General features: G+C 69.0%; 27 protein-coding genes. 18 read left to right on the top strand and 9 right to left on the bottom strand.

What is annotated here, in order from left to right:
• On the bottom strand, window positions 1-1,665 hold the full coding sequence (locus tag AC5Y30_RS20460; protein WP_499920637.1) for an NAD(P)/FAD-dependent oxidoreductase: 1,665 nt from the start codon (window positions 1,663-1,665) through the stop codon (window positions 1-3).
• 252 nt (window positions 1,666-1,917) lie between these two features.
• On the opposite strand from AC5Y30_RS20460, the gene infA reads away from it, so the two are divergent.
• The 8 genes from infA (at window position 1,918) to truA (ending at window position 6,610) form a co-directional block, all read left to right on the top strand.
• Window positions 1,918-2,139 carry a translation initiation factor IF-1 gene (infA, locus tag AC5Y30_RS20455; RefSeq protein ID WP_003418601.1) on the top strand — a complete coding sequence of 74 codons (222 nt, stop codon included), beginning with the start codon at window positions 1,918-1,920 and terminating at the stop codon, window positions 2,137-2,139.
• Window positions 2,140-2,190: 51 nt separating this feature from the next.
• A complete protein-coding gene (gene rpmJ, locus AC5Y30_RS20450; RefSeq protein WP_003879483.1) occupies window positions 2,191-2,304 on the top strand; it encodes a 50S ribosomal protein L36 in 114 nt (37 codons plus the stop codon).
• Window positions 2,305-2,487: 183 nt separating this feature from the next.
• Window positions 2,488-2,862, top strand: coding sequence for a 30S ribosomal protein S13 (rpsM, locus tag AC5Y30_RS20445; protein WP_067129331.1), 375 nt, complete (start codon window positions 2,488-2,490; stop codon window positions 2,860-2,862).
• A 6-nt stretch (window positions 2,863-2,868) separates the two neighbouring features.
• On the top strand, window positions 2,869-3,288 hold the full coding sequence (gene rpsK, locus AC5Y30_RS20440; RefSeq protein ID WP_499920635.1) for a 30S ribosomal protein S11: 420 nt from the start codon (window positions 2,869-2,871) through the stop codon (window positions 3,286-3,288).
• Between the two features lie 9 nt (window positions 3,289-3,297).
• Window positions 3,298-3,903 carry a 30S ribosomal protein S4 gene (gene rpsD, locus AC5Y30_RS20435; protein ID WP_067833946.1) on the top strand — a complete coding sequence of 202 codons (606 nt, stop codon included), beginning with the start codon at window positions 3,298-3,300 and terminating at the stop codon, window positions 3,901-3,903.
• Between the two features lie 131 nt (window positions 3,904-4,034).
• Window positions 4,035-5,078, top strand: a complete 1,044-nt coding sequence (locus AC5Y30_RS20430) for a DNA-directed RNA polymerase subunit alpha (RefSeq protein ID WP_007773471.1) — start codon at window positions 4,035-4,037, stop codon at window positions 5,076-5,078.
• Window positions 5,079-5,136: 58 nt separating this feature from the next.
• Window positions 5,137-5,769 carry a 50S ribosomal protein L17 gene (gene rplQ / locus AC5Y30_RS20425; RefSeq protein WP_499920633.1) on the top strand — a complete coding sequence of 211 codons (633 nt, stop codon included), beginning with the start codon at window positions 5,137-5,139 and terminating at the stop codon, window positions 5,767-5,769.
• Complete coding sequence (truA, locus tag AC5Y30_RS20420) at window positions 5,699-6,610, top strand: tRNA pseudouridine(38-40) synthase TruA (protein ID WP_499920631.1); 912 nt, start codon at window positions 5,699-5,701, stop codon at window positions 6,608-6,610. The genes rplQ and truA overlap by 71 nt, the downstream gene beginning before the upstream one ends.
• A gap of 4 nt (window positions 6,611-6,614) precedes the next feature.
• Here the strand turns inward: truA and AC5Y30_RS20415 are convergent, their stop codons facing one another.
• Genes AC5Y30_RS20415 through AC5Y30_RS20405 form a run of 3 tightly spaced genes read right to left on the bottom strand, consistent with a single transcriptional unit; the run spans window position 6,615 to window position 8,773 of the window.
• The gene (locus AC5Y30_RS20415) at window positions 6,615-7,265 is read right to left on the bottom strand and encodes a cutinase family protein (protein ID WP_499920629.1); all 651 of its coding nucleotides are present in this window, start codon (window positions 7,263-7,265) and stop codon (window positions 6,615-6,617) included.
• Between the two features lie 2 nt (window positions 7,266-7,267).
• Window positions 7,268-7,903, bottom strand: a complete 636-nt coding sequence (locus AC5Y30_RS20410) for a cutinase family protein (protein WP_499920627.1) — start codon at window positions 7,901-7,903, stop codon at window positions 7,268-7,270.
• A 42-nt stretch (window positions 7,904-7,945) separates the two neighbouring features.
• The gene (locus tag AC5Y30_RS20405; RefSeq protein WP_499920776.1) at window positions 7,946-8,773 is read right to left on the bottom strand and encodes a cutinase family protein; all 828 of its coding nucleotides are present in this window, start codon (window positions 8,771-8,773) and stop codon (window positions 7,946-7,948) included.
• Window positions 8,774-8,954: 181 nt separating this feature from the next.
• Here AC5Y30_RS20405 and eccB point away from each other — a divergent pair, with 181 nt between their 5' ends.
• Window positions 8,955-10,325 (top strand): type VII secretion protein EccB, encoded by a 1,371-nt coding sequence (gene eccB, locus AC5Y30_RS20400; RefSeq protein ID WP_499920625.1) that lies wholly within the window; start codon window positions 8,955-8,957, stop codon window positions 10,323-10,325.
• Here the strand turns inward: eccB and mycP are convergent.
• Together mycP and eccD are read right to left on the bottom strand one after the other, a co-directional pair.
• A complete protein-coding gene (mycP, locus tag AC5Y30_RS20395; RefSeq protein ID WP_499920623.1) occupies window positions 10,290-11,600 on the bottom strand; it encodes a type VII secretion-associated serine protease mycosin in 1,311 nt (436 codons plus the stop codon). The genes eccB and mycP overlap by 36 nt on opposite strands.
• Window positions 11,600-12,970: a type VII secretion integral membrane protein EccD gene (gene eccD / locus AC5Y30_RS20390; protein WP_499920622.1), complete on the bottom strand. Its 1,371-nt coding sequence runs from the start codon at window positions 12,968-12,970 to the stop codon at window positions 11,600-11,602. Before eccD ends, mycP begins: the two co-directional genes overlap by 1 nt.
• 128 nt (window positions 12,971-13,098) lie before the next feature.
• Here eccD and eccCb point away from each other — a divergent pair, with 128 nt between their 5' ends.
• From eccCb to AC5Y30_RS20345, 9 genes are all read left to right on the top strand, one after another.
• The gene (eccCb, locus tag AC5Y30_RS20385; RefSeq protein ID WP_499920620.1) at window positions 13,099-16,755 is read left to right on the top strand and encodes a type VII secretion protein EccCb; all 3,657 of its coding nucleotides are present in this window, start codon (window positions 13,099-13,101) and stop codon (window positions 16,753-16,755) included.
• Window positions 16,752-17,981, top strand: coding sequence for a type VII secretion-associated protein (locus AC5Y30_RS20380; protein ID WP_499920618.1), 1,230 nt, complete (start codon window positions 16,752-16,754; stop codon window positions 17,979-17,981). The genes eccCb and AC5Y30_RS20380 overlap by 4 nt, the downstream gene beginning before the upstream one ends.
• Window positions 17,982-18,024: 43 nt before the next feature.
• Window positions 18,025-18,342 carry a WXG100 family type VII secretion target gene (locus AC5Y30_RS20375; protein ID WP_499920616.1) on the top strand — a complete coding sequence of 106 codons (318 nt, stop codon included), beginning with the start codon at window positions 18,025-18,027 and terminating at the stop codon, window positions 18,340-18,342.
• 9 nt (window positions 18,343-18,351) lie between these two features.
• The gene (locus AC5Y30_RS20370) at window positions 18,352-18,654 is read left to right on the top strand and encodes a WXG100 family type VII secretion target (protein ID WP_499920774.1); all 303 of its coding nucleotides are present in this window, start codon (window positions 18,352-18,354) and stop codon (window positions 18,652-18,654) included.
• Window positions 18,655-18,916: 262 nt separating this feature from the next.
• Window positions 18,917-19,360, top strand: coding sequence for a 50S ribosomal protein L13 (rplM, locus tag AC5Y30_RS20365; protein ID WP_499920614.1), 444 nt, complete (start codon window positions 18,917-18,919; stop codon window positions 19,358-19,360).
• 17 nt (window positions 19,361-19,377) lie between these two features.
• Entirely contained in the window at window positions 19,378-19,905 is a 528-nt protein-coding gene (rpsI, locus tag AC5Y30_RS20360) for a 30S ribosomal protein S9 (protein ID WP_499920772.1), read from the top strand.
• A gap of 149 nt (window positions 19,906-20,054) precedes the next feature.
• Window positions 20,055-21,392, top strand: a complete 1,338-nt coding sequence (glmM, locus tag AC5Y30_RS20355) for a phosphoglucosamine mutase (protein WP_499920612.1) — start codon at window positions 20,055-20,057, stop codon at window positions 21,390-21,392.
• 43 nt (window positions 21,393-21,435) lie between these two features.
• Window positions 21,436-21,765, top strand: coding sequence for a hypothetical protein (locus tag AC5Y30_RS20350; protein ID WP_499920610.1), 330 nt, complete (start codon window positions 21,436-21,438; stop codon window positions 21,763-21,765).
• A 3-nt stretch (window positions 21,766-21,768) separates the two neighbouring features.
• Entirely contained in the window at window positions 21,769-23,130 is a 1,362-nt protein-coding gene (locus AC5Y30_RS20345) for a hypothetical protein (protein WP_499920608.1), read from the top strand.
• Window positions 23,131-23,134: 4 nt separating this feature from the next.
• On the opposite strand, the gene AC5Y30_RS20340 is transcribed toward AC5Y30_RS20345, so the two are convergent.
• From AC5Y30_RS20340 to AC5Y30_RS20330, 3 genes are all read right to left on the bottom strand, one after another.
• Window positions 23,135-24,175 (bottom strand): LLM class F420-dependent oxidoreductase, encoded by a 1,041-nt coding sequence (locus AC5Y30_RS20340; protein ID WP_499920607.1) that lies wholly within the window; start codon window positions 24,173-24,175, stop codon window positions 23,135-23,137.
• A gap of 167 nt (window positions 24,176-24,342) precedes the next feature.
• Complete coding sequence (locus AC5Y30_RS20335; protein WP_499920605.1) at window positions 24,343-25,182, bottom strand: dienelactone hydrolase family protein; 840 nt, start codon at window positions 25,180-25,182, stop codon at window positions 24,343-24,345.
• A gap of 82 nt (window positions 25,183-25,264) precedes the next feature.
• Window positions 25,265-25,462, bottom strand: coding sequence for an Rv1535 family protein (locus AC5Y30_RS20330; RefSeq protein ID WP_499920604.1), 198 nt, complete (start codon window positions 25,460-25,462; stop codon window positions 25,265-25,267).
• Between the last annotated feature and the right edge of the window lie 44 nt (window positions 25,463-25,506).

Below are 25,506 nucleotides of genomic sequence, written 5' to 3'. Positions count from 1 at the left end.
CTAGCTCTCGGCCAGGTAGCGGTGAACCAGCATGACGGCCATCGATCCCTCACCGACGGCGGCCGCGACCCGTTTGGCCGACGTCGAGCGGACGTCGCCGGTGGCGAACACCCCCGGGACGCTGGTTTCCAGGTGATGCGGCGGGCGATCCAGCGTCCAGCCGCACACGTTGCGCAGGTCCGGACCGGTCAGGATGAAGCCGTGGTCGTCGCGGGCCACCACCCCGTCCAGCCAGTCGGTGCGCGGGGCGGCCCCGATGAAGATGAACATCCGGGCGCAGGCGACTTCCTGGGTCTCTTCGGTCCGGTTGTTGACCAGGGTCAGCTTCTCCAGGTGGCCCTCGCCGGTCGCGCGCCGCACCTCGGTACAGGTCAGGACGTTGATCTTCGGGTTCGCCTCGATCTGCTGGATCAGGTAGTAGGACATCGACGCCTCCAGCGACGGGGCGCGCACGACGATGTTGACCGACTTGGCCGTCCGGGACAGGTACATGGCGGCCTGGCCGGCCGAGTTGGCCCCGCCGATCACGTAGACGTCTTCGTCCTCGCAGTCCGACGCGACGGAGACGGCCGCCCCGTAGTAGATGCCGCAGCCGGTCAGCTCCGGGCAGCCCTCGGCCTGCAGCTGGCGGTAGGCGACCCCGGTGGCGAGGATGACCGCGTGCGCATCGATGGAGCCGCCGTCGGCGAACCGCACGGTGCGCTTGGATCCGTTCACCTCCAGGGCGACGGCCTTGCGGGCGGTGATCAGCTCGGCGCCGAACTTCTCCGCCTGCCGGCGGGCGCGGTCGGCCAGCTGACCTCCCGAAACCCCGTCCGGGAAGCCCAGATAGTTCTCGATGCGCGAGCTCTGGCCCGCCTGACCGCCGGTGGCAGTGTGCTCGATGAGCACCGTGCGCAGGCCCTCGGAGGCGCCGTATACGGCGGCGGCCAGGCCCGCGGGGCCCCCGCCGACGACGATCAGGTCGTAGAACTCCTGCGACGGCGTGGTGGTCAGGCCGAGCTTGTCGGCCAGCTCGGCGTCGGTGGGTTCGACGAGCGGGTGGCCGCGTTCGGTGATGACGACGGGTAGCCGCAGGCTGTCGGCGCCGGCGGCGTTGAGCAGCCGCTCGCCGGCGGGCTCGTCGGCCATGAACCACGTGTAGTACAGGCCGTTGCGGGCCAGGAAGTCGCGGACCTCCCATGACCGCGCCGACCAGCGGTGGCCGACCACCTTGGTGTGTGGGACGGGGTGCTCGGGCGCGGCCCGCCAGGCGTCCAATAGCCCGTCGATGACGGGGTAGAACTTCTCCTCCGGCGGATCCCACGGCTTGAGCAGGTAGTGGTCCAGGTCGACGACGTTGATCGCGTCGATGGCGGCATGCGTATCGGCGTAGGCGGTCAGCAGCACCCGGCGCGCCGCGGGATACAGGTCCATCGCCTGCTCGAGGAACTCGATGCCGCTCATCTGCGGCATCCGGTAGTCGGCGATGAGCACAGCGACCGTCTCGCCGCGCAGTTTGAGCTCCTTGAGCGTGCCCAGGGCGTCGGGCCCGGATTCCGCGCGCACGATCCGATGGGCCTCGCCGTAGTGGCGGCGCAGGTCGCGGGCGACCGCCCGGGACACCGAGGGATCGTCGTCGACGGTCAGCATGACGGGCTTGCGCGGGCTTGAGGGGTTGGTCATCGGCGTCAAGTATGCGCTCGTCAGCGGCCGTGTGGGAGGTCGAGGGCGGCCGCCGCGTTCCGCCGACAGCGATTTTGGTGGAGCGGATTCACCAGGTATCGTGGAACAACGGTGCGGCATCCGCGCCGACTTTTTGTGTGCCAAGTTCCTAGGAATTTCCTGTCACCGGCTCACGTTCCAAGTCGGTGCAATGTTGCGTCGAGGCGGGCGCAGACGAGAACGAAACTATACGACGAGGATTCTTAACTAGTTATGGCCAAGAAGGACGGCGCCATCGAGGTGGAAGGCCGGGTGGTCGAGCCCCTGCCCAATGCGATGTTCCGCATTGAGCTGGAGAACGGTCACAAGGTGCTTGCCCACATCAGCGGCAAGATGCGGCAGCACTACATCCGCATCCTGCCCGAGGACCGGGTGGTGGTGGAGTTGTCTCCCTACGACCTGTCCCGCGGCCGCATCGTGTACCGGTACAAGTAAAAGCGCCTGATCTCCAACAACTCGAACGAAACAGAACAGGATCGAACAGCCGTGAAGGTGAACCCGAGCGTCAAGCCAATCTGTGACAAGTGCAGGGTGATCCGTCGGCATGGGCGGGTCATGGTGATCTGCTCCGATCCGCGCCACAAGCAGCGCCAGGGCTAGCCGGTAGGCGCTGCGGCGCCCCGGTAGTACCCACACAACTGAATGCAGACCTCCCAGCACCAGTGAGCGGCTGGCATCTATAGAGATGGGCTAGCTCATCCACGCCCGGACGGAGGCCGGGCCCCCATCAAGGGGAACGGGCTGGGAACAGACCTCCGCCTAGAAAAAGAGGAAACGCCACCTATGGCTCGACTAGTCGGCGTCGATCTTCCGCGTGATAAGCGGATGGAGATCGCCCTGACCTACATTTTCGGCGTCGGCCGCACGCGGTCGAACGAGATCCTGGCAGCTACCGGCATCGACAAGGACTTGCGCACCAGAGATCTGACCGATGACCAGCTGACCCACCTGCGTGACTACATCGAGGCAAACCTGAAGGTGGAGGGTGACCTCCGCCGCGAGACGCAGGCCGACATCCGCCGCAAGATCGAGATCGGCTGCTACCAGGGCCTGCGGCACCGCCGCGGCCTGCCGGTACGCGGTCAGCGGACCAAGACCAACGCGCGTACCCGCAAGGGCCCCAAGCGCACCATCGCCGGCAAGAAGAAGGCCAGGTAACCCCCGATGCCACCAGCAAAGAAGGCGGGCGCCTCGGCGCCCAAGAAGGGTCAGAAGACCCGCAGGCGGGAAAAGAAGAACATCCCGCACGGTGCCGCCCACATCAAGAGCACCTTCAACAACACGATCGTCACGATCACCGACCTCCAGGGCAACGTCATCGCCTGGGCTTCGTCGGGTCACGTCGGCTTCAAGGGGTCCCGCAAGTCGACCCCGTTCGCAGCCCAGCTGGCCGCCGAGAACGCCGCGCGCAAGGCGCAGGAGCACGGCGTCAAGAAGGTCGATGTGTTCGTGAAGGGCCCGGGTTCGGGCCGCGAGACCGCGATTCGGTCGCTGCAGGCCGCCGGCCTGGAGGTCGGTGCGATTGCCGACGTCACCCCCCAGCCGCACAACGGCTGCCGACCGCCGAAGCGCAGAAGGGTCTAGGAGACAACCATGGCTCGTTACACCGGACCCATCACTCGCAAGTCGCGCCGGCTGCGCACCGACCTCGTCGGTGGCGACCAGGCCTTCGAGAAGCGTCCCTACCCGCCGGGCCAGCACGGCCGCGCGCGGATCAAGGAAAGCGAATACCTGCTGCAGCTGCAGGAGAAGCAGAAGGCCCGCTTCACCTACGGCGTGATGGAAAAGCAGTTCCGTCGCTACTACGAAGAGGCCGTGCGGCAATCCGGCAAGACCGGCGAGGAGCTGCTGCGCATCCTGGAGAGCCGACTGGACAACGTCGTGTACCGCGCCGGTCTGGCGCGGACCCGGCGGATGGCGCGTCAGCTGGTCAGCCACGGACACTTCAGCGTCAACGGCGTGCACGTCAACGTGCCGAGCTACCGGGTGTCCCAGCACGACATCATCGATGTGCGGGACAGCTCGCTGAACACCGTGCCGTTCCAGATCGCGCGGGAGACTGCGGGCGACCGGCCGATCCCAAGCTGGCTGCAGGTGGTGGGGGAGCGTCAGCGCATCCTCGTCCACCAGCTGCCCGAGCGGGCGCAGATCGACGTGCCGCTCACCGAGCAGCTCATCGTCGAGTTCTACTCGAAGTAACGGACTTCCGGGCCGCCCGGCCCGGGAACTTGCGGGGATCGCAAGCGCGGCGAAGCCGGGCGCAGCGGGTCACCGCGAGACAACACCGCGGCATCAAATAGCGGGTGCCGAGAAGGAGAAGAAGAAACACCATGCTGATCTCTCAGCGACCCACATTGTCGGAGGAAGTTCTCACCGACAGCCGCTCCCAGTTCGTCATCGAGCCGCTGGAGCCGGGATTCGGCTACACCCTGGGCAATTCGTTGCGCCGGACGCTGCTGTCCTCGATTCCCGGTGCGGCCGTCACCAGCATCCGCATCGACGGCGTGCTGCACGAGTTCACCACCGTGCCGGGCGTCAAGGAAGACGTCACCGCGATCATCCTGAACCTCAAGAGTCTGGTGGTGTCCTCCGAGGAGGACGAGCCGGTCACCATGTACCTGCGCAAGCAGGGCCCGGGCGAGGTCACCGCGGGTGACATCGTGCCGCCGGCCGGTGTCACCGTGCACAATCCCGACCTGCACATCGCGACGCTGAACGACAAGGGCAAGCTCGAGGTCGAGCTGGTCGTCGAGCGCGGCCGTGGCTACGTGCCCGCCGTGCAGAACCGCGCCTCCGGTGCCGAAATCGGCCGTATCCCAGTCGATTCCATCTACTCGCCGGTGCTCAAGGTCACGTACAAGGTGGACGCCACCCGTGTCGAGCAGCGCACCGACTTCGACAAGCTGATCTTGGACGTCGAGACCAAGAGCTCGATCAACCCGCGCGACGCGCTGGCGTCGGCCGGCAAGACGCTGGTCGAATTGTTTGGTCTGGCACGCGAACTCAACGTCGAGGCCGAGGGCATCGAGATCGGGCCGTCGCCGGCCGAGGCCGACCACATCGCGTCGTTCGCCCTGCCGATCGACGACCTGGACCTGACGGTCCGGTCCTACAACTGCCTCAAGCGCGAGGGCGTGCACACCGTCGGTGAGCTGGTGAGCCGCACCGAGTCCGACCTGCTCGACATTCGCAACTTCGGTCAGAAGTCCATCGACGAGGTGAAGGTCAAGCTGCACCAGCTGGGCCTGTCGCTCAAGGACAGCCCGCCGAGCTTCGACCCCTCGCAGGTCGCGGGTTACGACGTCGCAACGGGCACCTGGTCCAGCGAGGCGTCCTACGACGACCAGGACTACGCGGAAACCGAACAGCTGTAATCAATCCGTCCCGGCCCTACCTGATACGGGGGCCGGCCCCAATGAGGAGATAGTCGCAATGCCCAAGCCCACCAAGGGACCTCGCCTCGGCGGGTCGTCTTCGCACCAGAAGGCCCTGCTGGCCAACTTGGCCACCTCGCTGTTCGAGCACGGCCGAATCAAGACGACCGAGCCCAAGGCGCGCGCGTTGCGGCCGTACGCGGAGAAGCTGATCACGCACGCGAAAAAGGGTGCGCTGCACAACCGTCGAGAGGTGCTGAAGAAGATCCGCGACAAGGACGTGGTGCACGTCCTGTTCGAGGAGATCGGTCCCTTCTTCGCCGACCGCAACGGCGGCTACACCCGCATCATCAAGGTCGAGCCGCGTAAGGGCGACAACGCGCCCATGGCCGTGATCGAGCTGGTGCGGGAGAAGACGGTCACCTCCGAGGCCGATCGGGCTCGCCGGGTGAAGGCGTCGAAGAAGGCCGACGCTCCTGTCGCGGCGGCGGCGGCGCCTCAGGCGGCTGTCGAGCCGCAAGAAGCCGTCGGCCCGACGGCCGAGGAAGTCACCGAGCCGGCCGAGACCGAGGCGGCGGAAACCGAGGCCACGCCGGCCGAGGCCGCCGCTGAAGAGAAGCATGACGAGGCCGTGGCCGCGCGAGCCGAAGCCGAAGCCGCCGAGGCGAACGACGAGGCTGACGAGAGTTAACGATCACGTCCGTCTGCGGCTCGACATCGCCTACGACGGAACAGGTTTCGCGGGCTGGGCCACTCAAGCCGGCCAACGGACCGTGGCGGGAGTGCTCGACGAAGCGCTGACGACCGTCCTTCGCACGCCGGTGCGGCTGCGCGCGGCGGGACGCACCGACGCCGGAGTGCACGCCACCGGCCAGGTGGCTCACGTCGACGTGCCGCTGGACGCGCTGCCGAACGCCTACCCGCGCGCACCGCACGTCGGTGAACCCGAGTTCCTGCCGCTGCTGCGGCGGCTGGGCCGGTTTCTGCCCACCGATGTCCGGGTCGTCGATATCACCCGCGCGCCTGCGGGCTTCGACGCCCGGTTCTCTGCGCTACGCCGTCACTATGTGTATCGCATCTCGACGGCGCCCTGGGGTGTGCAGCCGCTGCAGGCCCGCTATGTCACCGCCTGGCCGCGTCAACTGGATGTCGAGGCGATGGCCGCCGCATCACGAGATCTGTTGGGGTTGCACGATTTCGCCGCGTTCTGTCGTCATCGCGAGAACGCCACCACCATTCGCGACCTGCAGCGACTGGACTGGGCTCGCGACGGTGACCTGATCACCGCGTCCGTCAGCGCCGACGCGTTCTGCTGGTCGATGGTGCGCTCACTGGTCGGCGCGCTGCTGGCCGTCGGCGAACATCGCCGCCCGGTCTCTTACTGCCGCGAATTGCTCACCGCCACGGCACGATCCAGCGATTTTGCCGCCGCGCCCGCCCACGGCTTGTCGCTGGTCGGTGTCGACTACCCGCCGGATGACCAACTCGCCGCGCGCAACTTGATCACCCGGGATGTGCGCTCGCGGGACTGAGCGGTCACAGCCTGGCAGCGACGAAGTCGGCGGCCTGATCGACCAGCCCGGAGTCGATATACGAGGGCTGCAGATGCGAAGGCCAATTCAGGCCGGCCGCCGAACAGATCGGGTCCCCCTTCGCGCACACATCGATGGTCTTGGCGGCGAAGGCGCGGTCGAAGTCCGGGACCGGGCCAAGCACTTTGCGGGTGCCGTTACCGAACAAGGCGACGGCCGCCACCTGCTGATCGAATGCCGGCGGCAGCGGGTTGGTGAATCCGAATGCCGGTTGCGTCACGGCGACAACCAGATCGGCGGAAACGGCACCCAGCGAATAGCCGCCGAGCACCTCGCGGGTACCCGGGCAGGTTCTCGCCATCTGCTGGACGTGCGCGCTCATGTCGTTCGCGCCCTTGGCCGGGCTGACATCGGCGGGATAGTTGACGCCGTAGGCCCCCACCGGCATACGCACCTTGGCGCGCAAAGAATTGACGAATGCGGCGCCGACATAACCGACGCCGGGTGGCTCCTCGCGGCCGCGGGCGAAAACCACTTCGGCGCCTGGGCATTCCGCCGATGCGGCCGGTAGGGGGAGGGTGGTGACCGCCAGGGTGAGCAGCGATGCCCCGGCGATGGACGCGGCACCCGCCGCGCCGTACCAGCGCTGACTCAAAATCAGACCCTGCCCGCCACGAAATTCGCGGCCCTGTTGGTCAATCCGGGCACGTAGCTCAGGTGCGAACTCCATTGCGTGCCCCCCGAGCAGATCGGGTCGCCCGGATTGCACAGGTCGATGGTCTTGCCCTCGAAATTCGGGGACAGAGCGCTCATCAGCTGACCCGCGCGGCCGGACGGATTGCCGAACAGGGCGACGGCTGCGACATGGTCGGCGGCCTGGGGCGGCAACGGCTGGCGGTAGCCGAGGGCGGATATCGGTGCGGCCGTGACGATGTCGACGACGGCGGCGCCCTGGGAGTAGCCGCCCAGCACCAGTTTGGTGTTGGGACAGTTGACGGCCATCTGCTGAACGTGGGTGCTGGCGTCGTTGGCGCCGTTGGTGGCGGCCAGGAAGTCCTTGCTGGCCGGGTAGTTCACCGCATATGCGCCAACGCTTTTGCGGGTCTGCTCGCGCAACGCGCTGACGAAGGCACCGCCCACCTTGCCGACGCCCGGTGGCTCGTCGGTGCCCCGGGCGAACACCACTTCAACGCCGGGGCACGACGCCGACGCATGCGGAATCAGTTGGGGAGCAATCAATAACGCTCCCGTCACGCCAACTCCGATGCCCAGCCCGAACGGGATAAGCCTCACACAGCGATGTTAAGGGGGCGTTGATAACCCGACGGTAACGATTTAGACGAGAGGTGCTTGCGGTGAAGCCGTAGCCGGCGCGGGCACCGCCGGCGTGGGCGCCGGACCGGGGCCGGTACCGCCATGGATCGACGGGCCCGACCCGGGCTGCTGTGGACCGTAGCCGGGGGAGGTCTGCGGGCCGGTTCCTAGCGGTGGCCCGAAGGCGGGCGACTGCTGGCCGAGACCGGCGCCGGCCAGTTTCTGCGCGACGAAGGCCGCGGCCTGGGTGGTGTAGACGGGGACGTAGCCCTCGGTGTGCCCACTCCACTCGTTGCCGGGGCCGGCATGGCAGATCGGGTCGTTGGGGTTGCACAGGTCGATGGCCTTGGAGCCCAGCATCGCGCTCTGGCTGGGCAGCGTGCCGCCGGCGCGGTCGGCCACGTCACCGAAGGTAGCGACCGCCGCGATGTTGTTGGCGTACTGCGCAGGCAGCGTGCTGCCCCAGCTGATGCCACCGATCGGGACGCCGGCCACGATGTCCATCACCGAGGCGCCCTGCGAGTAACCGCCCAGCACGATCTTGGTGTTGGGGCACTTCTCCACGCTCTTCTTGACGCGGTCGATCGTGTCGTTGGCGCCGTCGCCGCCGTGCAGCTGCAGCTTGCTGGCCGCGTAGTTGACGCCGTAGGGCAGGATGTTCAGGCCGGTCTGCTGGCGCAGCGAGTCCACAAACGCGTCGCCCACCCGGCCCAGGCCAGGGGGCTCGTTGGTGCCGCGGGCGAAGATCACCTCGACGTCCGGGCAGTCGTCGGCGGAGGCTTTCGGCGCTGCGGCGGGCGTCGCGACCAGGCCGGCAGCGATAACCAGGGCAGAAACGCCCAGGCCGATCAGAGGGCCCGCTGACCGCGCGGTAACCGCCCGACGGGTACGTACACGGTGAGTTTGCACCGGGCAATTTTATCCGACTCGTGATGCGCCCGAACCCGAATGACCTGTGGATAACCGCTCTGGCACCCCGAAGCGGCGGCCTACCGTGGCGGTCAGCGCAACCATCGAGTCAGGAGATCACGTGCCGCGTCAGCCGGCCATGTGGCTGCAGGTCAGCGCGTACCGGTATTTGCTGCGGCGCACCGAAAGCGCGCTGCTGGGGCAGCATGCCGGGTTTCGCTCGCGCCCGCGGCCGGTGGCGTTTGGGTGCGTGATCACCGCTGTTGCCGTAGCCGGCTGCGCGCTGCTGGCCGTGCTGCGGCCTCATGTGGCGCTGGATCGCGCGCAGATCGTGGTGAGCCCGGCGTCGGGCGCTTTATTCGTACGAGTGGGCGACGTCTGGCATCCGGTGCTCAACCTGGCGTCCGCCCGGCTCATCGCCGCGACGGCCGCCAACCCGCAGGCGGTCACCGAGTCCGACCTCAACGCCACCAAACGCGGCCCGCTGCTGGGCATTCCGGGCGCACCGCAGTTTCTCGGCAGGTCGTTGCCGCCCGGGGAGGTGGATTGGTTGATATGCGCTAGCAGCGGCACTAGCACCACGACCGTCATCATCGGCCGCCGCTCCGAGGCACCAGCGGTGCACCGCGTTCTCACCGGGCAAGCGATCCTGGTGGGTACGGCTTCCGGCTCACCTGCCTACCTGCTCTACGACGGGCACCGGGCGCTGGTGGACCTCGGCGACGCTGCAGTGGTGCGCGCGCTGCGCCTCGAGGGCAGATCGCCGCTCCTCGTTTCGCAGGCATTGCTGAATGCGGTGCCGGAAGCGCCGCCGATCGCGCCGCCACGCATCCACGGTCGGGGTACCACGACGCCGCGATTGCCCGGATTCGCGGTCGGCAGTGTGCTTCGCGTCACACGCTCCGACGGCGACGACCACTACGTGGTGTTAGCCGCCGGGGTGCAGCGCATCGGGCAGGTGGCCGCCGACCTCCTGCGGTTCGACAACCCGCAGGAGACGACCCACCCGGTGACCGTCGCGCCCGACGCGATCCGGGCCGCGCCCGTCGTCGCCGAGCTGCCGGTTGGCCTCTTTCCCGACCGGGCGCCAACGCTGACCGAGCCGGCCGGCGCGTTGTGCGCCGGCTGGGAGCGGGTGGGATCCGGCCACAGCGACGTCGTGTTCCTGGCCGAGAGCCGGCTACCGATCCCGTCGGGCCGGGCGCCAGTGGCCTTGGCGCAAGCCGACGGCCCCGGCCCCGCGCTGGACGCCGTATACGTGCCGCCCGGCGCAAGCGCGTACGTGCGGGCGGGTGACAACGCCGGTACGCGTTACCTGATCACCGACACCGGCGTCCGGTTCGCCATTCACGACGACGACGCCGCGCACGCCCTCGGGGTCGACGAAGCGGGCCCGGCACCGTGGCCGCTTCTCACGCTGTTGCCCGCCGGACCCGAGTTGAGCCGACAGAACGCATCAATCGCACGCGATGTGGTCCCGGGCTCGCCGTAGGCGACCCCTGATCGCCCCGGTGGCCAGGGCGAGGGTCAGCGCAACCACGCAGATCGCGGCCCCGCGCAGCGCGGTGTCCCGCGCGCGAGAATCGCGCGGTTGCGCCCGCGGCGGCGCGGTGAGCGGCACGGCTGCCTTCGAAGGGACGGGACCGTCGCCGGGAGGGCCCGTGCCCGTGCTGACCGCCGCGAGCGGGTCGATGGTGCCGTTGCCGACGAGGGGATCCCATCCGGCGGGTGGATGATGCGCCGTCGTCTCGATGCGCTGCATCACCTGGCGGGCGGTCAAAGCCGGGAACCGGGCCCGGATCAGCGCGGCCAGTCCGCTGACCAGCGGGGCGGCATAGCTCGTGCCGGACACCGGCTCCGGCGCGAGTGACGTCACCGCCTCACCCGGCGCCGCGACGTCCACCCAGGGGCCGGCAAGGGTGAACGCCGACGGCGCCCCGCCGCCATTCACCGAGCCGACGGTCAGCACATAGTCGTCGTACCACGCCGGACTCACGGCCACCGTGATGGTCTGCCAGGTTGCATCGGCACGCTGAGCGGGACATTGCCCCGCGCCGGCATTGCCCGCCGCGGCCACGACGACGGCGTTCTTGACGTCCACGGCGTAGGCCAGTGCCGCGCCGAGCGCGCGGTCGTCGAGCGCCGAAGCCACCGGTGCGCACGCAACCGACGAAATGTTGATCACCGAGGCGCCCAGATCGGCCGCCGTCCGAACGGCTTTCGCCAGTGTGTCGACGTCACCGACTCCGGTGCGGGACCGGTCGCCGGTCGGGGCGAATTTCGCGCTGGACTGACGGATGCTGATCAATGTGGCTTCCGGTGCCATCCCGCTGAAGCCGTCGGCCTTGGAATCGGCTGCGGCCGCGATGATTCCAGCCACCAGCGTGCCGTGCGCGTCGCAATCCTGGGTGCCGTCGCCGGTGGACACGTAGTCGCCGCCCGGCACCACATCGGGCAGCCGGAGGTGTCGCGAAACCCCGGTGTCGATGACCGCGACCCGCTGTCCGGCCCCGCGGCCGAATTGCCAGACCGCCGCCAGGTCCCCCAGGCCCGTCGGCGGATTGCGGCCCGGTCCCGCCTCGACCGTCATCGTCGCGCAAATCTCGCGTTGCACGGTCGGCCACGGGGGGGCCGGCAAGGCGGGCTTCGGCAGCCGGCTCTCATCGATGTCCGGCGGCGAAACCGCTTGCGCCATTGGCATTTCCAATGTGGCTGCCAGCGTCAGCGCCGACACCGCCAGCAGGCGGCCGGTAGCGCGCGGACCCATCACGTGACGTTCAATCCCCGGGCGGCGCCGTACAGGCCACCGATCCAGCAAGTCAACGGAACCATCGCGACAAGCGCCACCAGCTCCAGTAGCCCGAGGCTCCGGCGCAGGACGGCCGAGGCCGGCCGTGCCGCGAAGCCCAAGTACACCGCCATCGCGACCGCCAGTATCGTCGCCGTCACGATCCATGGAGCGGGCACCGGGGCGCGCGATGCCGCAACGCCGAAGGTTGTTGCGGTAACGATGATCCCGCAGATCGCGAACACCAGCATCTTTCCCGTGTCGGTGGACCGCGAGCGCAGCAGCAGTAGCGCACCGGTGAGGGTGCCGAAGGCGGTGCAGGCCAAATTTGGCGCGCCGGCAAGCACGGTAACCACCGCGCCCAGGGTCGCCGATAACGACAAGCCGGCAAGCAGGCTTGTCAACCACATGTCGGCGCGGACCGCTTGAGAACGCAGCGTCGCGTCGCTCGGTTGACTCTCCGGTACCCCCAGCCGGGGCGACAACCCGGCCACAGCGATCGATGCGCGCGCCGCCACGGAGAGCAGGCCGACGGACACCAGCGCAGCCGCAGAAGCGACGATGCGCAGTGGCGCCGCGCTGACCACGCCCACCAGCCCCGCCATCGCCATGACCACGGCACAGGTCGCCACGGCGGTCGAAGTGACCACACCGCAGCCCGATACGCGCATCGCGACAACCGCGGTGACACCGGCGGCCGCCGCGGCCAGCAGCGCATTGGGCATGCCTGGCGCGCCGGGCACCGCCACAAAGCCGGCGGCCGCGGCGAACACCGTAGCGACAAGGCCCAACGTCAATCCGGCGGTCGGGTCCTGATAGCCGCGGTGCGCGACGGCGGCCAGCACGACGGCGAGGCCGCCGGCCGCCACCAACGCGGCGACCGTCGTGGCCACATCTCGGTTATCGTTGAGGCGCAACGCGTTACGCACAATCGTCAGGCCACCTGCGGCGGACCAGACGATCGCAGCCGCCGCCCCGACGAGTCGGACAGCGCGCGCGTGTGAAGCGCCGCCGCGCGGCTCGGTCCCCGCGTCGAGGGTGGCCGACACGACCTCCGCCACGTCGAGGTAGCGGACGTCGGGCAACGGCGCGGTGCTCCGGCTCAGCACCAGGGTTGCGCCGTCCTCGATGCCGTGCTGCGCCAGCGTCATCGACGGATCCAACCCGGATGCGCCGGGCAGCGACAAGCGGTAGCGCCAGGCCTCGTTGCCGTGATGGGCAGCCCCGAGGATGTCGACGACCGAGGGAATCAGCACGGCGATAGAGATTTTCGCGGGCAGCGTGACATCGGCGACCGCAGCGTCCCAATACACCGAGACGCGCCGCAGTCCGGTATCGGATGCAGGCAACAGCGAACCCTTCCGTCGGATTGCGAAGAAACATAGCCAGGCCGGTACGACCCGGTATCCGGTTGTGCACAGGTGACTTGCCGCCGGCGTCGGCGCTACTTAGCGTCGTCGCACGGGAAGGGGATGAGGTGACCGAGGCTGCCGCGGACATCATTGTCGAGGCGCCCCCGGACCTGCCGTCACCTACAGCGCCGGGCACACTCGCGCGGTTGCTGCCGGTTGCGCTGTCTCTGGTGGGACTGGGCGCCATGGCCGCGATGTTCACCGCTGGGACTGGTGCGGCCCGTAGCCCCGTGTTTCTGGCATTCCCGGCCACCATGCTGGTTTCGACCGTGGTGACGGGGCTGGCCGGTCGTGCCCGCAGGCAGGGCGGTAGCGTCGATGCCGACCGCGATCGATATTTGAGCTACCTCAGCGAGCTGGACCGGTCCGTGTCCGAAATCGCTGTGGCACAATACCGTTCATCGATCGGTCGGCATCCGGATCCCGACACGCTGTGGACGCTGATCGGCGGCTCGCGGATGTGGGAGCGGCGGCCAACCGACACGGACTTCGGCCTCGTGCGTGTGGGCATGGGGACACAGCCGCTCGCCCGCCGCTTGGTGGCGCCGCGGCTTCCGTCGGAAGAACTCCGCGACCCGGTCACCGCCACCGCGCTCGAACGTTTCCTGCATGTGCGCTCGACGGTCCGCGCTCCCGTCGCGATCGGCCTGCATGCGGGGACACGCGTGACGATCGACGGCGATCGGGACGAGGTGCGCGGGCTGCTCCGCGCGATTCTCTGCCAAATCGCCGTGCTGCACGCGCCCGACCAGATGCTGATCGTCGCGGTTGTCGACGACGAGAATCGCGGTCACTGGGATTGGCTGAAATGGCTTCCGCACAATCAACACCCGGTCGACATTGATGAGGCGGGCCCGGTGCGGATGATCTACCCGAGCACGACGGAAGCTCAGCGCGCGCTCGCCGCGATCCGAGGACCCGAAGCGGTGGTGGTCACGGACCTGGCCCCGGGCATCGACCCGATCGCCGACGTCACCACGATCGGGATAGGCACCAGCTGCGACGGCGCCCCGCTGACGATCCGGACGCCCGCCGGTCCGGCACCTGGATGGTGTCCGGACCGGATGGCGCCCTTGGATGCGCTGATATGTGCGCGCCGGCTGGCCCGGCATCACCCGCGCCCGGGCGGCGCTGAGCCGAATTGGCTGCAGTTGATGGGGCTTTCCGACTTGGACCGACTCGACCCGGTCGCGTGGTGGCGCCGCCGACGAGGCCGCGACCGACTTCGCGTACCGATCGGAACCACGGCCGGAGGCGCCCCGCTCGAGCTGGACATCAAGGAGCCGGCCGAAGACGGAATGGGCCCGCATGGGCTGTGCATCGGCGCGACCGGGTCCGGCAAGTCAGAGCTGTTGCGCACCATCGCGCTGGGCATGATGACGCACAACCCGCCGGACGCGCTCAACCTGCTGCTCATCGACTTCAAGGGCGGCGCAACCTTTCTCGACTACGCCCAGGCCCCACACGTCGCGGCGGTGATCACCAATCTGGCCGACGACGCGCCACTGGTGGCGCGGATGCGCGATGCCCTCTCCGGTGAGATGAACCGCCGCCAGCAGCTGCTGCGGACGGCGGGCTGCCCCAGCGTCGCGGCATACGAACGGGCACGCGGTGTCCGAAGGCTACCCCCACTGCCCACGCTGTTCGTCATCGTCGACGAGTTCTCCGAACTGCTCAGCCAGCATCCCGATTTCGCCGACACGTTCGCCGCGATCGGCCGCCTCGGCCGGTCGCTGGGCATGCATCTGCTGCTGGCGAGCCAGCGCCTCGACGAGGGCCGGCTGCGCGGATTGGAAGCCCACCTGTCGTATCGGATGTGCCTGAAGACACTGTCGGCCAACGAATCCCAGACCATATTGGATAGTCTCGACGCATACCGTCTGCCGAGCGCCCCCGGCGCCGGCTTCTTGCGCGTCGGCGGCGGCGAACCGATCCGCTTCCAGGCCGCGCTGGTTTCGGCGCCGCTGCCGACGAACAAGACGACCGGTGGGCACGCCGCGGCGGCGCGAACGGCGCGGGTGTTCGGCACCTGGGTGACCGGAGCGGTCAGCCGCGCCGCCGAGGTGAGCGAGGCGCCCGAACGAACCATCTCGAGTGCGGTCCTGGACCGCCTGACTGGCAAAGGACCGCCCGCGCATCGGGTTTGGCTGCCTCCGCTCGGGCCGGCGCCGGCGTTGCACGCCGTCCTGGCCGATACCACGTTCGCGCCGGGCGGCCTGGCCGTCCCCATCGGCATTGTCGACCGGCCCTTCGACCAATGCCGAACGCCGCTGGTGGTCGACATGTCCGGAGCCGCAGGAAATCTCGCGGTCATCGGTGCACCCCAATCCGGAAAATCGACGGCGCTACGCACGCTCATCACGGCCTTGGCGGCCACGCATAGCCCGCGCCAGGTGCAGTTTCACTGCCTGGATTTCGGCGGTGGGGCGCTGTCCGCGGTGCGCACGCTGCCGCATGTGGGGGCGGTCGCGGGCCGGGCGGAGCCGCGTCTGGTCGCCCGGATAGTCGCCGAGTGCGAGTCGGTCGTTCGTCGCCGTGAAGCCTTGTTCCGCGAGCATGGCATCGCGTCGATCGCCGAATACCGGCAGCGGCGTTCGGACATCGACGCGTCGCGTGATCCCTTCGGTGACGTGTTCCTCGTCATCGACGGCTGGGCGAGCGTGCGCCAGGACTTCGACACGCTGGAGGAGTCGGTCACCGCGCTGGCGGCTCAGGGGCTTTCGTACGGCGTGCACGTGGTGTTGTCCGCATCGCGGTGGTCGGAGCTGCGGCCGTCACTGAGGGATCAGATCGGCACGCGCATCGAGTTGCGGCTGGGTGATCCCGCCGACTCCGAAATCGACCGCAAGGCGGCCCAACATGTTCCGTATGCCAGCCCGGGGCGTGGTCTTTCTCGTGAGGGTCTGCACATGGTGATCGCCTTGCCCGTCGCCGAGGTGCCTGGCGGTGAATCGGTTGCTCCGGCGATACCGCTACTGCCGCAGCGCGTGGATCGCGAGGCGGTGGTGCGCCGGTGGGGTGCCGAGTTGCGGACGCGAATACTGCTCGGTCTGGGGGAGCGCGAACTGCAACCGGCCGCAGTCGATTTCGAACGCTGCTCGCATCTCCTCGTTCTCGGTGACAACGAGTGCGGGAAGACCGCGGCACTGCGGACCTTGTGCCGCGAGATCGTCCGGACGACGACGCCGGCCGAGGCCCAGCTGTTGATCGTCGACTTCCGGCGCACGCTGCTCGGTGTCGTCGAGTCGGAACATCTCGGCGGTTACGCCATGTCGCCCGCCGCCCTGGCGGTGTTGTTGCCCGGCCTGCTGGAGTCGCTGCAGGCGCGGATGCCGCCGGCTGCCGCCACCCAGGCTCAGTTGCGCGGTGGCCGTTGGTGGTCTGGACCGGACCTCTACGTCGTCGTCGATGACTACGATCTGGTGGCCGGCCCGGCGGGCAATGGCCTGGCACCGATCGCCGAATTCCTGCCTTATGCAGCAGATCTGGGATTGCATCTGGTCCTCGCTCGGCGCAGCGGCGGACTCGAGCGCGCGATGTTCGAGCCGCTGTTGGCGAGTCTGCGTGACCTCGGTTGCGCGTCGCTGATGATGAGCGGATGTCCAGCGCGGGGTGCATCGTTGACTTCCACCGCGCCGATGCGATTGCCGCCGGGCCGCGGTGTACTCGCCGGTCGGGCCGGTGACGAGGAACTTGTCCAGGTCGCGTGGAGCCCACCGTGAGCGAGCACCCCGCGGTGGTCGAGGCCGGGCCCGGCACGATCCGGCGGTTATGCTGCGCCACAGGCGAAGTCGGCGACGAGGAGATGGCCGGCATTGTCCAAGCGGCACTGGATGCGATTGACGACGGGGTGGCGCTGGCAGGGGAGCGGCCGGCGGCCGTCGACGCACTGTGGGAAGCCGCGTTGCGATCGGCAAACCGCGGTCACCGCGACGGAATGGTCGTCGTGCATCCGTCGTGGTGGTGGGCGTCGCGCGTCGGTGTGGTGAGCGAGGCCGCCGCGGCCGTTTCAGGTCGGACGCGGACGCGAGCGTCGCTGCTGAGGCAGGCGTCGAGCGCCGCACCGGACGCGACCGTAGTGATCGAAATCGCCGAGCGGCTGGTGGCGATCACCGCGAGCCAGGTCGCAGCCGTACCGCGCACGGCCGAACCGCAGGCCGTCGCCCACAGCGTTGCGGGCATCGTCGCGGCGCTGGCGCCCGAAGCCGTGCTGATCGACACCCCGAGCACCGTCGCCGGTGCGCCGGTGCTGGCGGCGCTGATCGCCGACGCGGTACGCGATGGCGGACAAAACATTCCAGACATTCTGGAGATCAACGACTTTCGGTTGGCCCGGCTCGCGCGGTCGACGTACCCGGCAACACCCGAGCCGCCGGGGCCGGCCGCCACCGCGGGCGCCGCTCGCGCCCGCACGCGCAGCGGGCTCGTGGCGGCCGCGATCGTGGTCGCCACGGCGGCGCCGACCGCAATGACGATGGGCCGGCCCGATGTGGTGGCGCCGAGGCCGGTAGCGACCGCGCCGACAACGTTTCTGGTGGAAGGCCGGGTGGCGCTGTCGGTGCCGGCGACGTGGTCGGTCCAGCGCGTGGTGAGCGGACCCGGCTCGGCCCGGGTACAGGTCACCTCGCAGACAAATCCCGACGTGGCCTTGCACATCACCCAATCCCCGGTCGCCGGCGAGACGCTCAGTGGTACCGCCGAGCGGTTGAAGCACGCGATCGATGCCGAGACCCCGGGGGTGTTCGTCGACTTCAACCCTGCCGGAACCAGCGCCGGCCGCCCGGCGGTGACGTACCGCGAAGTGCGCCCCGGTCATCACGTGCGCTGGGCCGTGCTCCTGGACGGCCCGGTTCGGATCAGCATCGGTTGCCAGAGCCGGACCGGCGACGAAGACGCCGTCCGCGATGCCTGCGACCAGGCGGTGCGATCCGCTCACGCGATCGGCTGAAAATTTGTGGAACCGAAGGGCCGCGCCGGGGGTCGTATTTGGTATGGCTGCATCGAACACAGTGAGCACCGATCTCGACCTGATGCGGTCGGTGGCGGGCACCACCGACGCCCGCAATGAGGAGATCCGGGCGCTGCTGCAGGCGTTCGTCGGCCGCATGAACGGTGTGCCGCCGTCGGCATGGGGCGGGCCCGCGGCCGCTCGCTTCAAAGACGTGATGGATCGCTGGAACGCGGAGTCGGTGCGGCTCTATCACGCCCTGCACTCCATCGCCGACACCATTCGGCACAACGCGGCGGCCCTACAGGAGGCCGGCCAAAACCACGCACACCACATCGCCGCCGCCGGCGGGGATGTGTGACGAGAGAGGATTCCGGTGGACTCGGTCCTGTCCTATAACTTCGGCGAAATCGAACACACGGTGCGTCAGGAAATTCACTCCACGTCCGAACGCTTCAATGCGGCGCTGGAGGAGCTGCGATCGCAGATCGCACCGCTGCAGCAGCTCTGGACCAGCGAAGCGGCCGCCGCATACCAGGCTGAGCAGCTCAAATGGCACCAGTCGGCGACGGCCCTCAACGAAATTCTGACTGCCCTGGGACACGCCGTGCGCGACGGTGCGCAAGAGGTGGCCAACGCCGACCGCCGGGCCGCCGGCGTCTGGGCGCGGTAGCGACCGAATAGACCACTGCGCGGAGGTAGCCGCGCCGTGAGACTGTGTGGTCCTGGCGGGGGAGAGCCGCTGGGACCACACAGTCATTTTGACCTGCGGGGATGGCGGTCGGTAAGCTGCTCCGTTGGCGTGCGGTACGCCGGGCCTCGGGTCAATGTCGGTCGCCGAGACGAAGCCCTGCCGCGAACGCCTGACCGGCGCCCGGGTCACACCGGGATCCACCTCGAGCCAAGAGGCTCGCAAAAAGAAAGTGGTAAGCGCTGTGCCTACGTACACGCCAAAGGCGGGTGACACCACGAGGTCGTGGCACGTCATCGACGCCACGGACGTGGTGCTTGGCCGCCTTGCCGTCGCGGCGGCCACCCTGCTGCGCGGCAAGCACAAGCCGACGTTCACCCCCAATGTCGACGGCGGTGACTTCGTCATCGTCATCAACGCCGAGAAGGTGTCCTTCAGCGGCCAGAAGCTGGACAAGAAGCTGGCTTACCGCCACTCGGGGTATCCCGGCGGCCTGAGCAGCCGCACCATCCGCGAGCTGATGGAGAAGCACCCCGACCGCGTGGTAGAGGACGCGATCGTCGGCATGCTGCCCAAGAACAAGCTCGCCCGTCAGGTCGCGCGCAAGCTGCACGTCTACGCCGGTCCGACGCATCCCCACGCCGCACAACAGCCCGTTCCGTACGAGATCAAGCAGGTGGCCCAGTGACCGAAACGCCCGAGGCCGTGGAAAACCCCGAGAACCCTGAGAGCCCGGAAACCCCAGAAGCCGTCGAGGCCGTCGCCGAGGTGACCGAGGCGCCGGCAGAGGCCGCCGAAGGCCCCGCGGCCGCCGAAGCCGCCGCGCCCGCCGCGTCCTTCGTGTTCGACCGGCCCATCCAGACGGTCGGCCGCCGCAAGGAGGCCGTGGTGCGGGTGCGCCTGGTGCCCGGCACCGGCAAGTTCAACCTGAACGGCCGCACCCTGGAAGGCTACTTCCCCAACAAGGTGCACCAGCAGCTGATCAAGGCCCCGCTGGTCACCGTCGATCGGGTGGAGAGCTTCGACATCTACGCGCTGCTGCACGGCGGCGGCCCCTCGGGGCAGGCCGGCGCGCTGCGATTGGGCATCGCGCGGGCGCTGATCCTGGCCCAGCCCGAGGACCGGCCGCCGCTGAAGAAGGCCGGCTTCCTCACCCGTGACCCGCGTGCCACCGAGCGCAAGAAGTACGGCCTGAAGAAGGCCCGCAAGGCGCCTCAGTACAGCAAGCGCTGATCAGCAGTCGCTATCCGGCCACAACTTGGCATCGTGGTGCACAAGTTGTGGCCGGTTGCGGCGTGTCTGCGCCCCTGCGCGGCCGGTTTCGTCCACAAAGGAACGGGCACGTTAGGTGCTAGCCCGACAACTGTGAGAGGTTTGGTCGCATGGGTCGACTATTCGGCACCGACGGTGTCCGTGGGGTCGCCAATCGCGAGTTGACCGCCGAGCTGGCGCTCGCGCTGGGTGCCGCGGCGGCGCGGCACCTGGCGAGCGCGCGGGCACCGGGCCGGCGGGTTGCGGTGATCGGCCGCGATCCGCGGGCCAGCGGCGAAATGCTGGAGGCCGCGGTGATCGCCGGGCTGACCAGTCAGGGCGTCGACGCGCTGCGGGTCGGGGTCCTGCCCACGCCCGCGGTGGCCTACCTGACCGGCGCCTACGACGCCGACTTCGGGGTGATGATCTCCGCGTCGCACAACCCGATGCCCGACAACGGCATCAAGATCTTCGGCCCCGGCGGCCACAAGCTCGACGACGGCACCGAGGACCGCATCGAGGCCCTGCTCGAGGTCGATCCTGGGTTGCGCCCGGTCGGCGCCGGGATCGGCCGGGTCATCGATGCCGAGGACGCGGACGACCGCTACCTGCGCCACCTGAGCAAGGCGAGCACGCTGCGCCTCGACGGCTTGACCGTGGTGGTGGACTGCGCCCACGGCGCGGCCTCTGCGGTGGCCCCGCGCGCCTACCGCGCCGCCGGCGCCCGCGTGATCGCGATCAACGCCGACCCCAACGGGCTCAACATCAACGACGACTGCGGCTCCACGCACCTGGATTCGCTGCGGGCGGCCGTCGTCGCGCACCGCGCCGACCTGGGCCTGGCCCACGACGGGGACGCCGACCGTTGCCTGGCCATCGACGCCGACGGAAACCTAGTCGACGGCGACCACATCATGGTGGTGCTCGCGCTCGCGATGCACGAGGCCGACGAACTGGCGTCCAAGACACTGGTGACCACCGTGATGAGCAATCTGGGGTTGCACCTGGCTATGCGCTCGGCGGGAATCACGGTGCGCACCACCGGCGTTGGCGACCGCTACGTCGTGGAGGAGTTGCGGGCGGGCGACTACAGCCTGGGTGGCGAGCAGTCCGGGCACATCGTGATGCCCGCGCTGGGCTCGACCGGCGACGGCATCGTCACCGGCCTACGGCTGATGACCCGCATGGTGCAGACCGGCTCGTCGCTGGCCGAGCTGGCCTCGGCGATGAAGACGTTGCCGCAGGTGCTGATCAACGTGACGGTCGCCGACAAAGACAGCGCCGCCAGCGCGCCCGCGGTGCGAAGCGCCGTCGGAGAGGCCGAGGCCGAACTGGGCGACACCGGCCGAATCCTGTTGCGCCCCTCAGGAACCGAACCGATGATCCGGGTCATGGTGGAAGCGCCGGAGAAGGACCTAGCTCAGCGTGTCGCCACCCGGGTCGCCGAAGCGGTCAGCGACGCACGGTAGATCTCCCCGGAACCCCGCCGCGCCCGCAGGCGTCGGATAAGGCATGAAATCCGTTGGGGGAACACGTCCCGTACCCATCGCCCGAACGCAGCTCGACGTGTCGTCGGCGCGGCGGGTCGCTAACCGATTCGCGACCGCGGCCGAATTCATCGACCGCGCGGTATCCGACCATTTGTCCAGGCTCGCTTTCGGCGGCGCCGGCGCCGGCCGCACGCACACGACGCGTGGCGAGGCACTGCGCGCCGAATTGGAGCGGCTGGTGGCACAGGTATCGCAGTGGTCGCGCGCGTCGGCCGAGATCGCCGCGGCGCTGCGGTCGAGCGCCGAATGCTACGCCGATGCCGAACTGTATGCCGCGGCGCGGATCGCCTGACTCGTGGCCGACCGATTGGATGTGGCCGCGCGCCTCGCCGAGGGCCGGGCCGCCGTCGAGCACACCCAGACCTACGTGCAGGCCTGCCATGCGCTGGGCTACCAAAACCCCGACCTGACAACGCATCCCGCGCAGGTTCGCGAGCGGTATGCGGGCGAGGACGGCCTGGACCTGCACGCGCTGGACCGCGACTGCGCGGAGTTGCGGGCGGCGAGCGTGGTGGCGGCCGAAGCGCTGCGGATGCAGCGCGCCCAGGTGGCCGAGCTGGCCGCGGCGTGGATCGGTCCGGGCGGGGACGCCGCCGTGCAGCTGTTGCAACGGCATTGCGACACCGGCGACGCCGTCGTCACCGAACTGCGCGCGGCGGCCCAGCGATGTGAGTCGCTGCGCGACAACCTGTGGTATCTGGTCGATTCGGAGGTGTCGAACGTCATCGCCGTCGACGACCGGGTGCGCGCTCAGCGGCCGGCCTGGCTGGCCGCCGCCGCCGCGGTCCTGGCGGGCGACCGGGACGGTGCCGCCGACGTCGTGCGCCAGCAGGTGATGCCCTACGTGGACAACGACATTCGCAACGACTGGGTGAGGGCGATGCGGTCCGCCTCGGATGGCGTCGAGACGTCCTACGCCATGGTCATCGACAAGATGACCGCCGTCCCGACGGCGCGCTTCGAATTCCCCGGCGATCTCGGGGCGGGAATTGCGCCGGCGCAGTTCGCTCCGCCCGTGGACACCGGCCCCGTCCCGGCGGTGGGTCCCGCGCCGACGTTGACGTCCGCCGTGCCCGATCCCGTCAGTGCCGCACCGGCTTCGGCGGCCCCGGCACCGCCGCCGGTCGCTGCCGCGGGCATGCCGATGGGCGATCCGGGTGGGCTGGGCGATGGCGACCTCGGTGGCGGATTTGGCGGTGGCGGACTCGGCGGCGGGCTTGGCAGTGGTGGCGGCCTTCTCGGGCTGGCCGGCCGGATCGTCGATGCGGTGGGCGGGCTGATCGGATCGGCCGGTGACGGGTTGGGCGGCTCGGACGTAATGAGCGACGGCGAGGATCCGTTCGACGAAAGGCCTTTCGACGCAGACGATCCCGAGCGCACAGGGGACGCCGCCGACGACGTCACCGACGATCAGGCCGTTGCCGACAAGACCCCCGATCGTCCAGACGATCCCGCCGAAACCAACCAACCCGTCGACGAACCTGAGCCCGGGCCCGACGACGCAGCGGTCGAGGCCCCGCCACCGGCCGGTACACCGCCACCGGACCCGCCGCCCGCACCACCCGCCGCACCTGTCGCCGAACCGTCGCCCGCGGCCGGCCAGGGCTCGACGCCGTGCGAGATTGCCGCCGACCAGCTTCCGCAGGCGGGGCAGTGACGGCTCAGGGCCGCAGCTTCAGAGCTTCCTCGACAAACCGCATGGATTCGGCGCGATCGGCGGCCAGCGGGTTCACCAACAGCGTCGTCACACCCGCCTCGGCGAAGGCGACCATGCGCTCGGCGACGTATCCGGGTGGGCCGATCAGCGACATGCCGCGCACCAGCTCGTCGGGCACCGCGTCGGTGGCCTCCTGTTTGCGACCGGACAGATACAGCTCCTGGATCCGGTCGGCGACATCTCCGAACCCATACCGCGTCGCCAGATTGTGGTAGAAATTGCGGCCTTTGGCGCCCATCCCGCCGATGTAGAGGCCCAGCTGCGGCTTGACCCACGCGAGCCGATCGTCGACGTTGTCCCCGATGGCCAGCGACGCGTGCACCATCACATCGAGCGGGCCCAGTGCGGGATCGCGCTTGGCGGCGCCGGCCGCCAGCGACTCGCCCCAGATCGACGCGGCCTTGTCAGGCAGGTAGAAGACGGGCTGCCAGCCCTCGGCGATCTCGGCGGTGAGCTCGACATTCTTGGGGCCCAACGCTGCGATGCTGACCGGAATGCGTTCGCGCACCGGGTGATTGATGAGCTGCAGCGACTTGCCCAGACCCGTCCCGCGATCGGCGGGCAACGGCAGCTGGTAATGCTTGCCGTCGTATTGCACGCGTTCGCGGCGCCACACCTTGCGGCAGATCTCCACGATCTCGCGGGTGCGGCCGATCGGGGCGTCGAACGGGACGCCGTGGAATCCCTCGATCACCTGCGGCCCGGAGGTGCCGATGCCGAGGCGGAATCGCCCGTCGGACACGTAGTCCAGCCCCGCGGCGGTCATCGCCAGCAGCGACGGCGTGCGGATGTAGATGGGCAGCACCCCGGACGCCAGCTCGACGGTGTTCGTCTTGGCGGCCAGATAGCCCAGTTGGCTGATGGCGTCGAAGGCATACGCCTCGGCCACCACTACCACTTTGATGCCGGACTTTTCGAGTTCGACCACGCGGTCCACGGCCTCGTGAAACCCACCCGAGTAATTGAGGGCGACCCCGATTCGCATCAATGACACTTACCACGCTGTCGCGCGGGCCGGGACCCTCAGCCGGCCGAGGTGCCCGAAGTCGTCGGTGACGATCTCCGCAGCGATGGGCCGCCCTTCCACAATTCGACGATCCAGCGGTCATAGAGCGCTTGCACAGTCGGCATAAAGGGTCAAGTGCCCCTGCCTCACTTGAGCAGCGCGACGATCTTCTCTTCCAGCGGAATCGCTTCGGCCTCGGGGTCGATCGCATCCGTACCCGGCAGGTGCGCCTGCGGATCGGCGAAATCGCGATACTTCTTGTCGCCGCCCAGGGCGTAGAGCAGGTAACCGGTCAACAGCGCGCGAACGGACCGCTGGGTGCGGCGGTGCGCGCCGGCCAGCCCCAGCACCTTGGTCAGCCGACGGCCCTCGACCAGCCCACCGGGCTGGGCCTTGCTGACGATGCGCAGCGTCGCCGCGTCCCACGCGTCGGCCAGCGCCAATGCGTTGGAGTTCAGCGTCTTGGGATCACCGGACGCGGTGAAGATCACCCCGGGAACCTTCAGCGTCGCGGCCGGCTGCTGAGCCGGCGGGCTGGTGACGCTGGGGAAAATCGCGGCAACTGCGGCGGGCTTGGCCGGCATCCCGGCCGCGGCGAACACCGCCGCCGAGCCGCCGAAACCGTGACCGACGACGCCGAGCTTGGCCGGATGGACGCTGATCTTGCCGGGACCCAGGCGCACCCCGGACACGATGTCCAGGGCGGTGCCGAGATCGAAGGCGAAGTTCAGCACCGACGGAGCCAGGCCGCGCTGGGTGTCGGGAGCGCCGGCCACGATGCCCCAGGACGCCAAATGCTCGAGCAAGTTCGAATACCGGTCCGCGCCGGTGAGCCAGTCGTGGCCGAACGCCACGCCGGGCAGATTCAGCCCCGCCTCGGGGGTGTACACCACTCCCGGCAGGCCGGCAAAGGCCAGGTCACCACGCAAAACCCGATGAGGGCCACGGCGGCTGAGAGCTGCGACGAGCTTGCGGATGCGGGCCACGCGTTGACGTTAGCGCATCGCAATCGGGCGCCGGGGGAGAAGGAACGCCGCCTCGCTGGCCCGGCCGGTGCGCGAGGCTCTGTTAGCCCGTGACCTCGATGACACCCGCCCGCCACAGCGCCGCGTAGAGCTGGCGCAGCGGGACGGAGAACACTTTGGTGGTCAAGTCCATCAACGGGTGGCCGGAACTGGTCGACGCCTGCGCGCACGGTTTGGGTGCCTGCCGTAGCGTCGGCACCATGACGGCCGGCGCCAGATCGTCGTCGCGAACCGCGGTCATGATTGCCTCCTCATGGCGCCCGTCGGGCTGAATTCACGGCGCGG

The organism is Mycobacterium sp. NGS27, assembly GCF_059813005.1.
The sequence above is the reverse complement of the archived record's forward strand: the minus strand, read 5'-3'. Positions and strand labels throughout refer to the sequence as shown.

Coding starts and splice junctions, on each gene's coding strand:
- AC5Y30_RS20340 (WP_499920607.1), bottom strand. CDS start 24,175: ATGCGAATCGGGGTCGCCCTCAATTACTCGGGTGGGTTTCACGAGGCC.
- rplQ (WP_499920633.1), top strand. CDS start 5,137: ATGCCCAAGCCCACCAAGGGACCTCGCCTCGGCGGGTCGTCTTCGCAC.
- AC5Y30_RS20460 (WP_499920637.1), bottom strand. CDS start 1,665: ATGACCAACCCCTCAAGCCCGCGCAAGCCCGTCATGCTGACCGTCGAC.
- mycP (WP_499920623.1), bottom strand. CDS start 11,600: ATGGGTCCGCGCGCTACCGGCCGCCTGCTGGCGGTGTCGGCGCTGACG.
- truA (WP_499920631.1), top strand. CDS start 5,699: ATGACGAGGCCGTGGCCGCGCGAGCCGAAGCCGAAGCCGCCGAGGCGA.
- rpsD (WP_067833946.1), top strand. CDS start 3,298: ATGGCTCGTTACACCGGACCCATCACTCGCAAGTCGCGCCGGCTGCGC.
- infA (WP_003418601.1), top strand. CDS start 1,918: ATGGCCAAGAAGGACGGCGCCATCGAGGTGGAAGGCCGGGTGGTCGAG.
- rpsM (WP_067129331.1), top strand. CDS start 2,488: ATGGCTCGACTAGTCGGCGTCGATCTTCCGCGTGATAAGCGGATGGAG.
- AC5Y30_RS20375 (WP_499920616.1), top strand. CDS start 18,025: ATGGCTGCATCGAACACAGTGAGCACCGATCTCGACCTGATGCGGTCG.
- glmM (WP_499920612.1), top strand. CDS start 20,055: ATGGGTCGACTATTCGGCACCGACGGTGTCCGTGGGGTCGCCAATCGC.
- AC5Y30_RS20330 (WP_499920604.1), bottom strand. CDS start 25,462: ATGACCGCGGTTCGCGACGACGATCTGGCGCCGGCCGTCATGGTGCCG.
- AC5Y30_RS20430 (WP_007773471.1), top strand. CDS start 4,035: ATGCTGATCTCTCAGCGACCCACATTGTCGGAGGAAGTTCTCACCGAC.
- rpsK (WP_499920635.1), top strand. CDS start 2,869: ATGCCACCAGCAAAGAAGGCGGGCGCCTCGGCGCCCAAGAAGGGTCAG.
- AC5Y30_RS20350 (WP_499920610.1), top strand. CDS start 21,436: ATGAAATCCGTTGGGGGAACACGTCCCGTACCCATCGCCCGAACGCAG.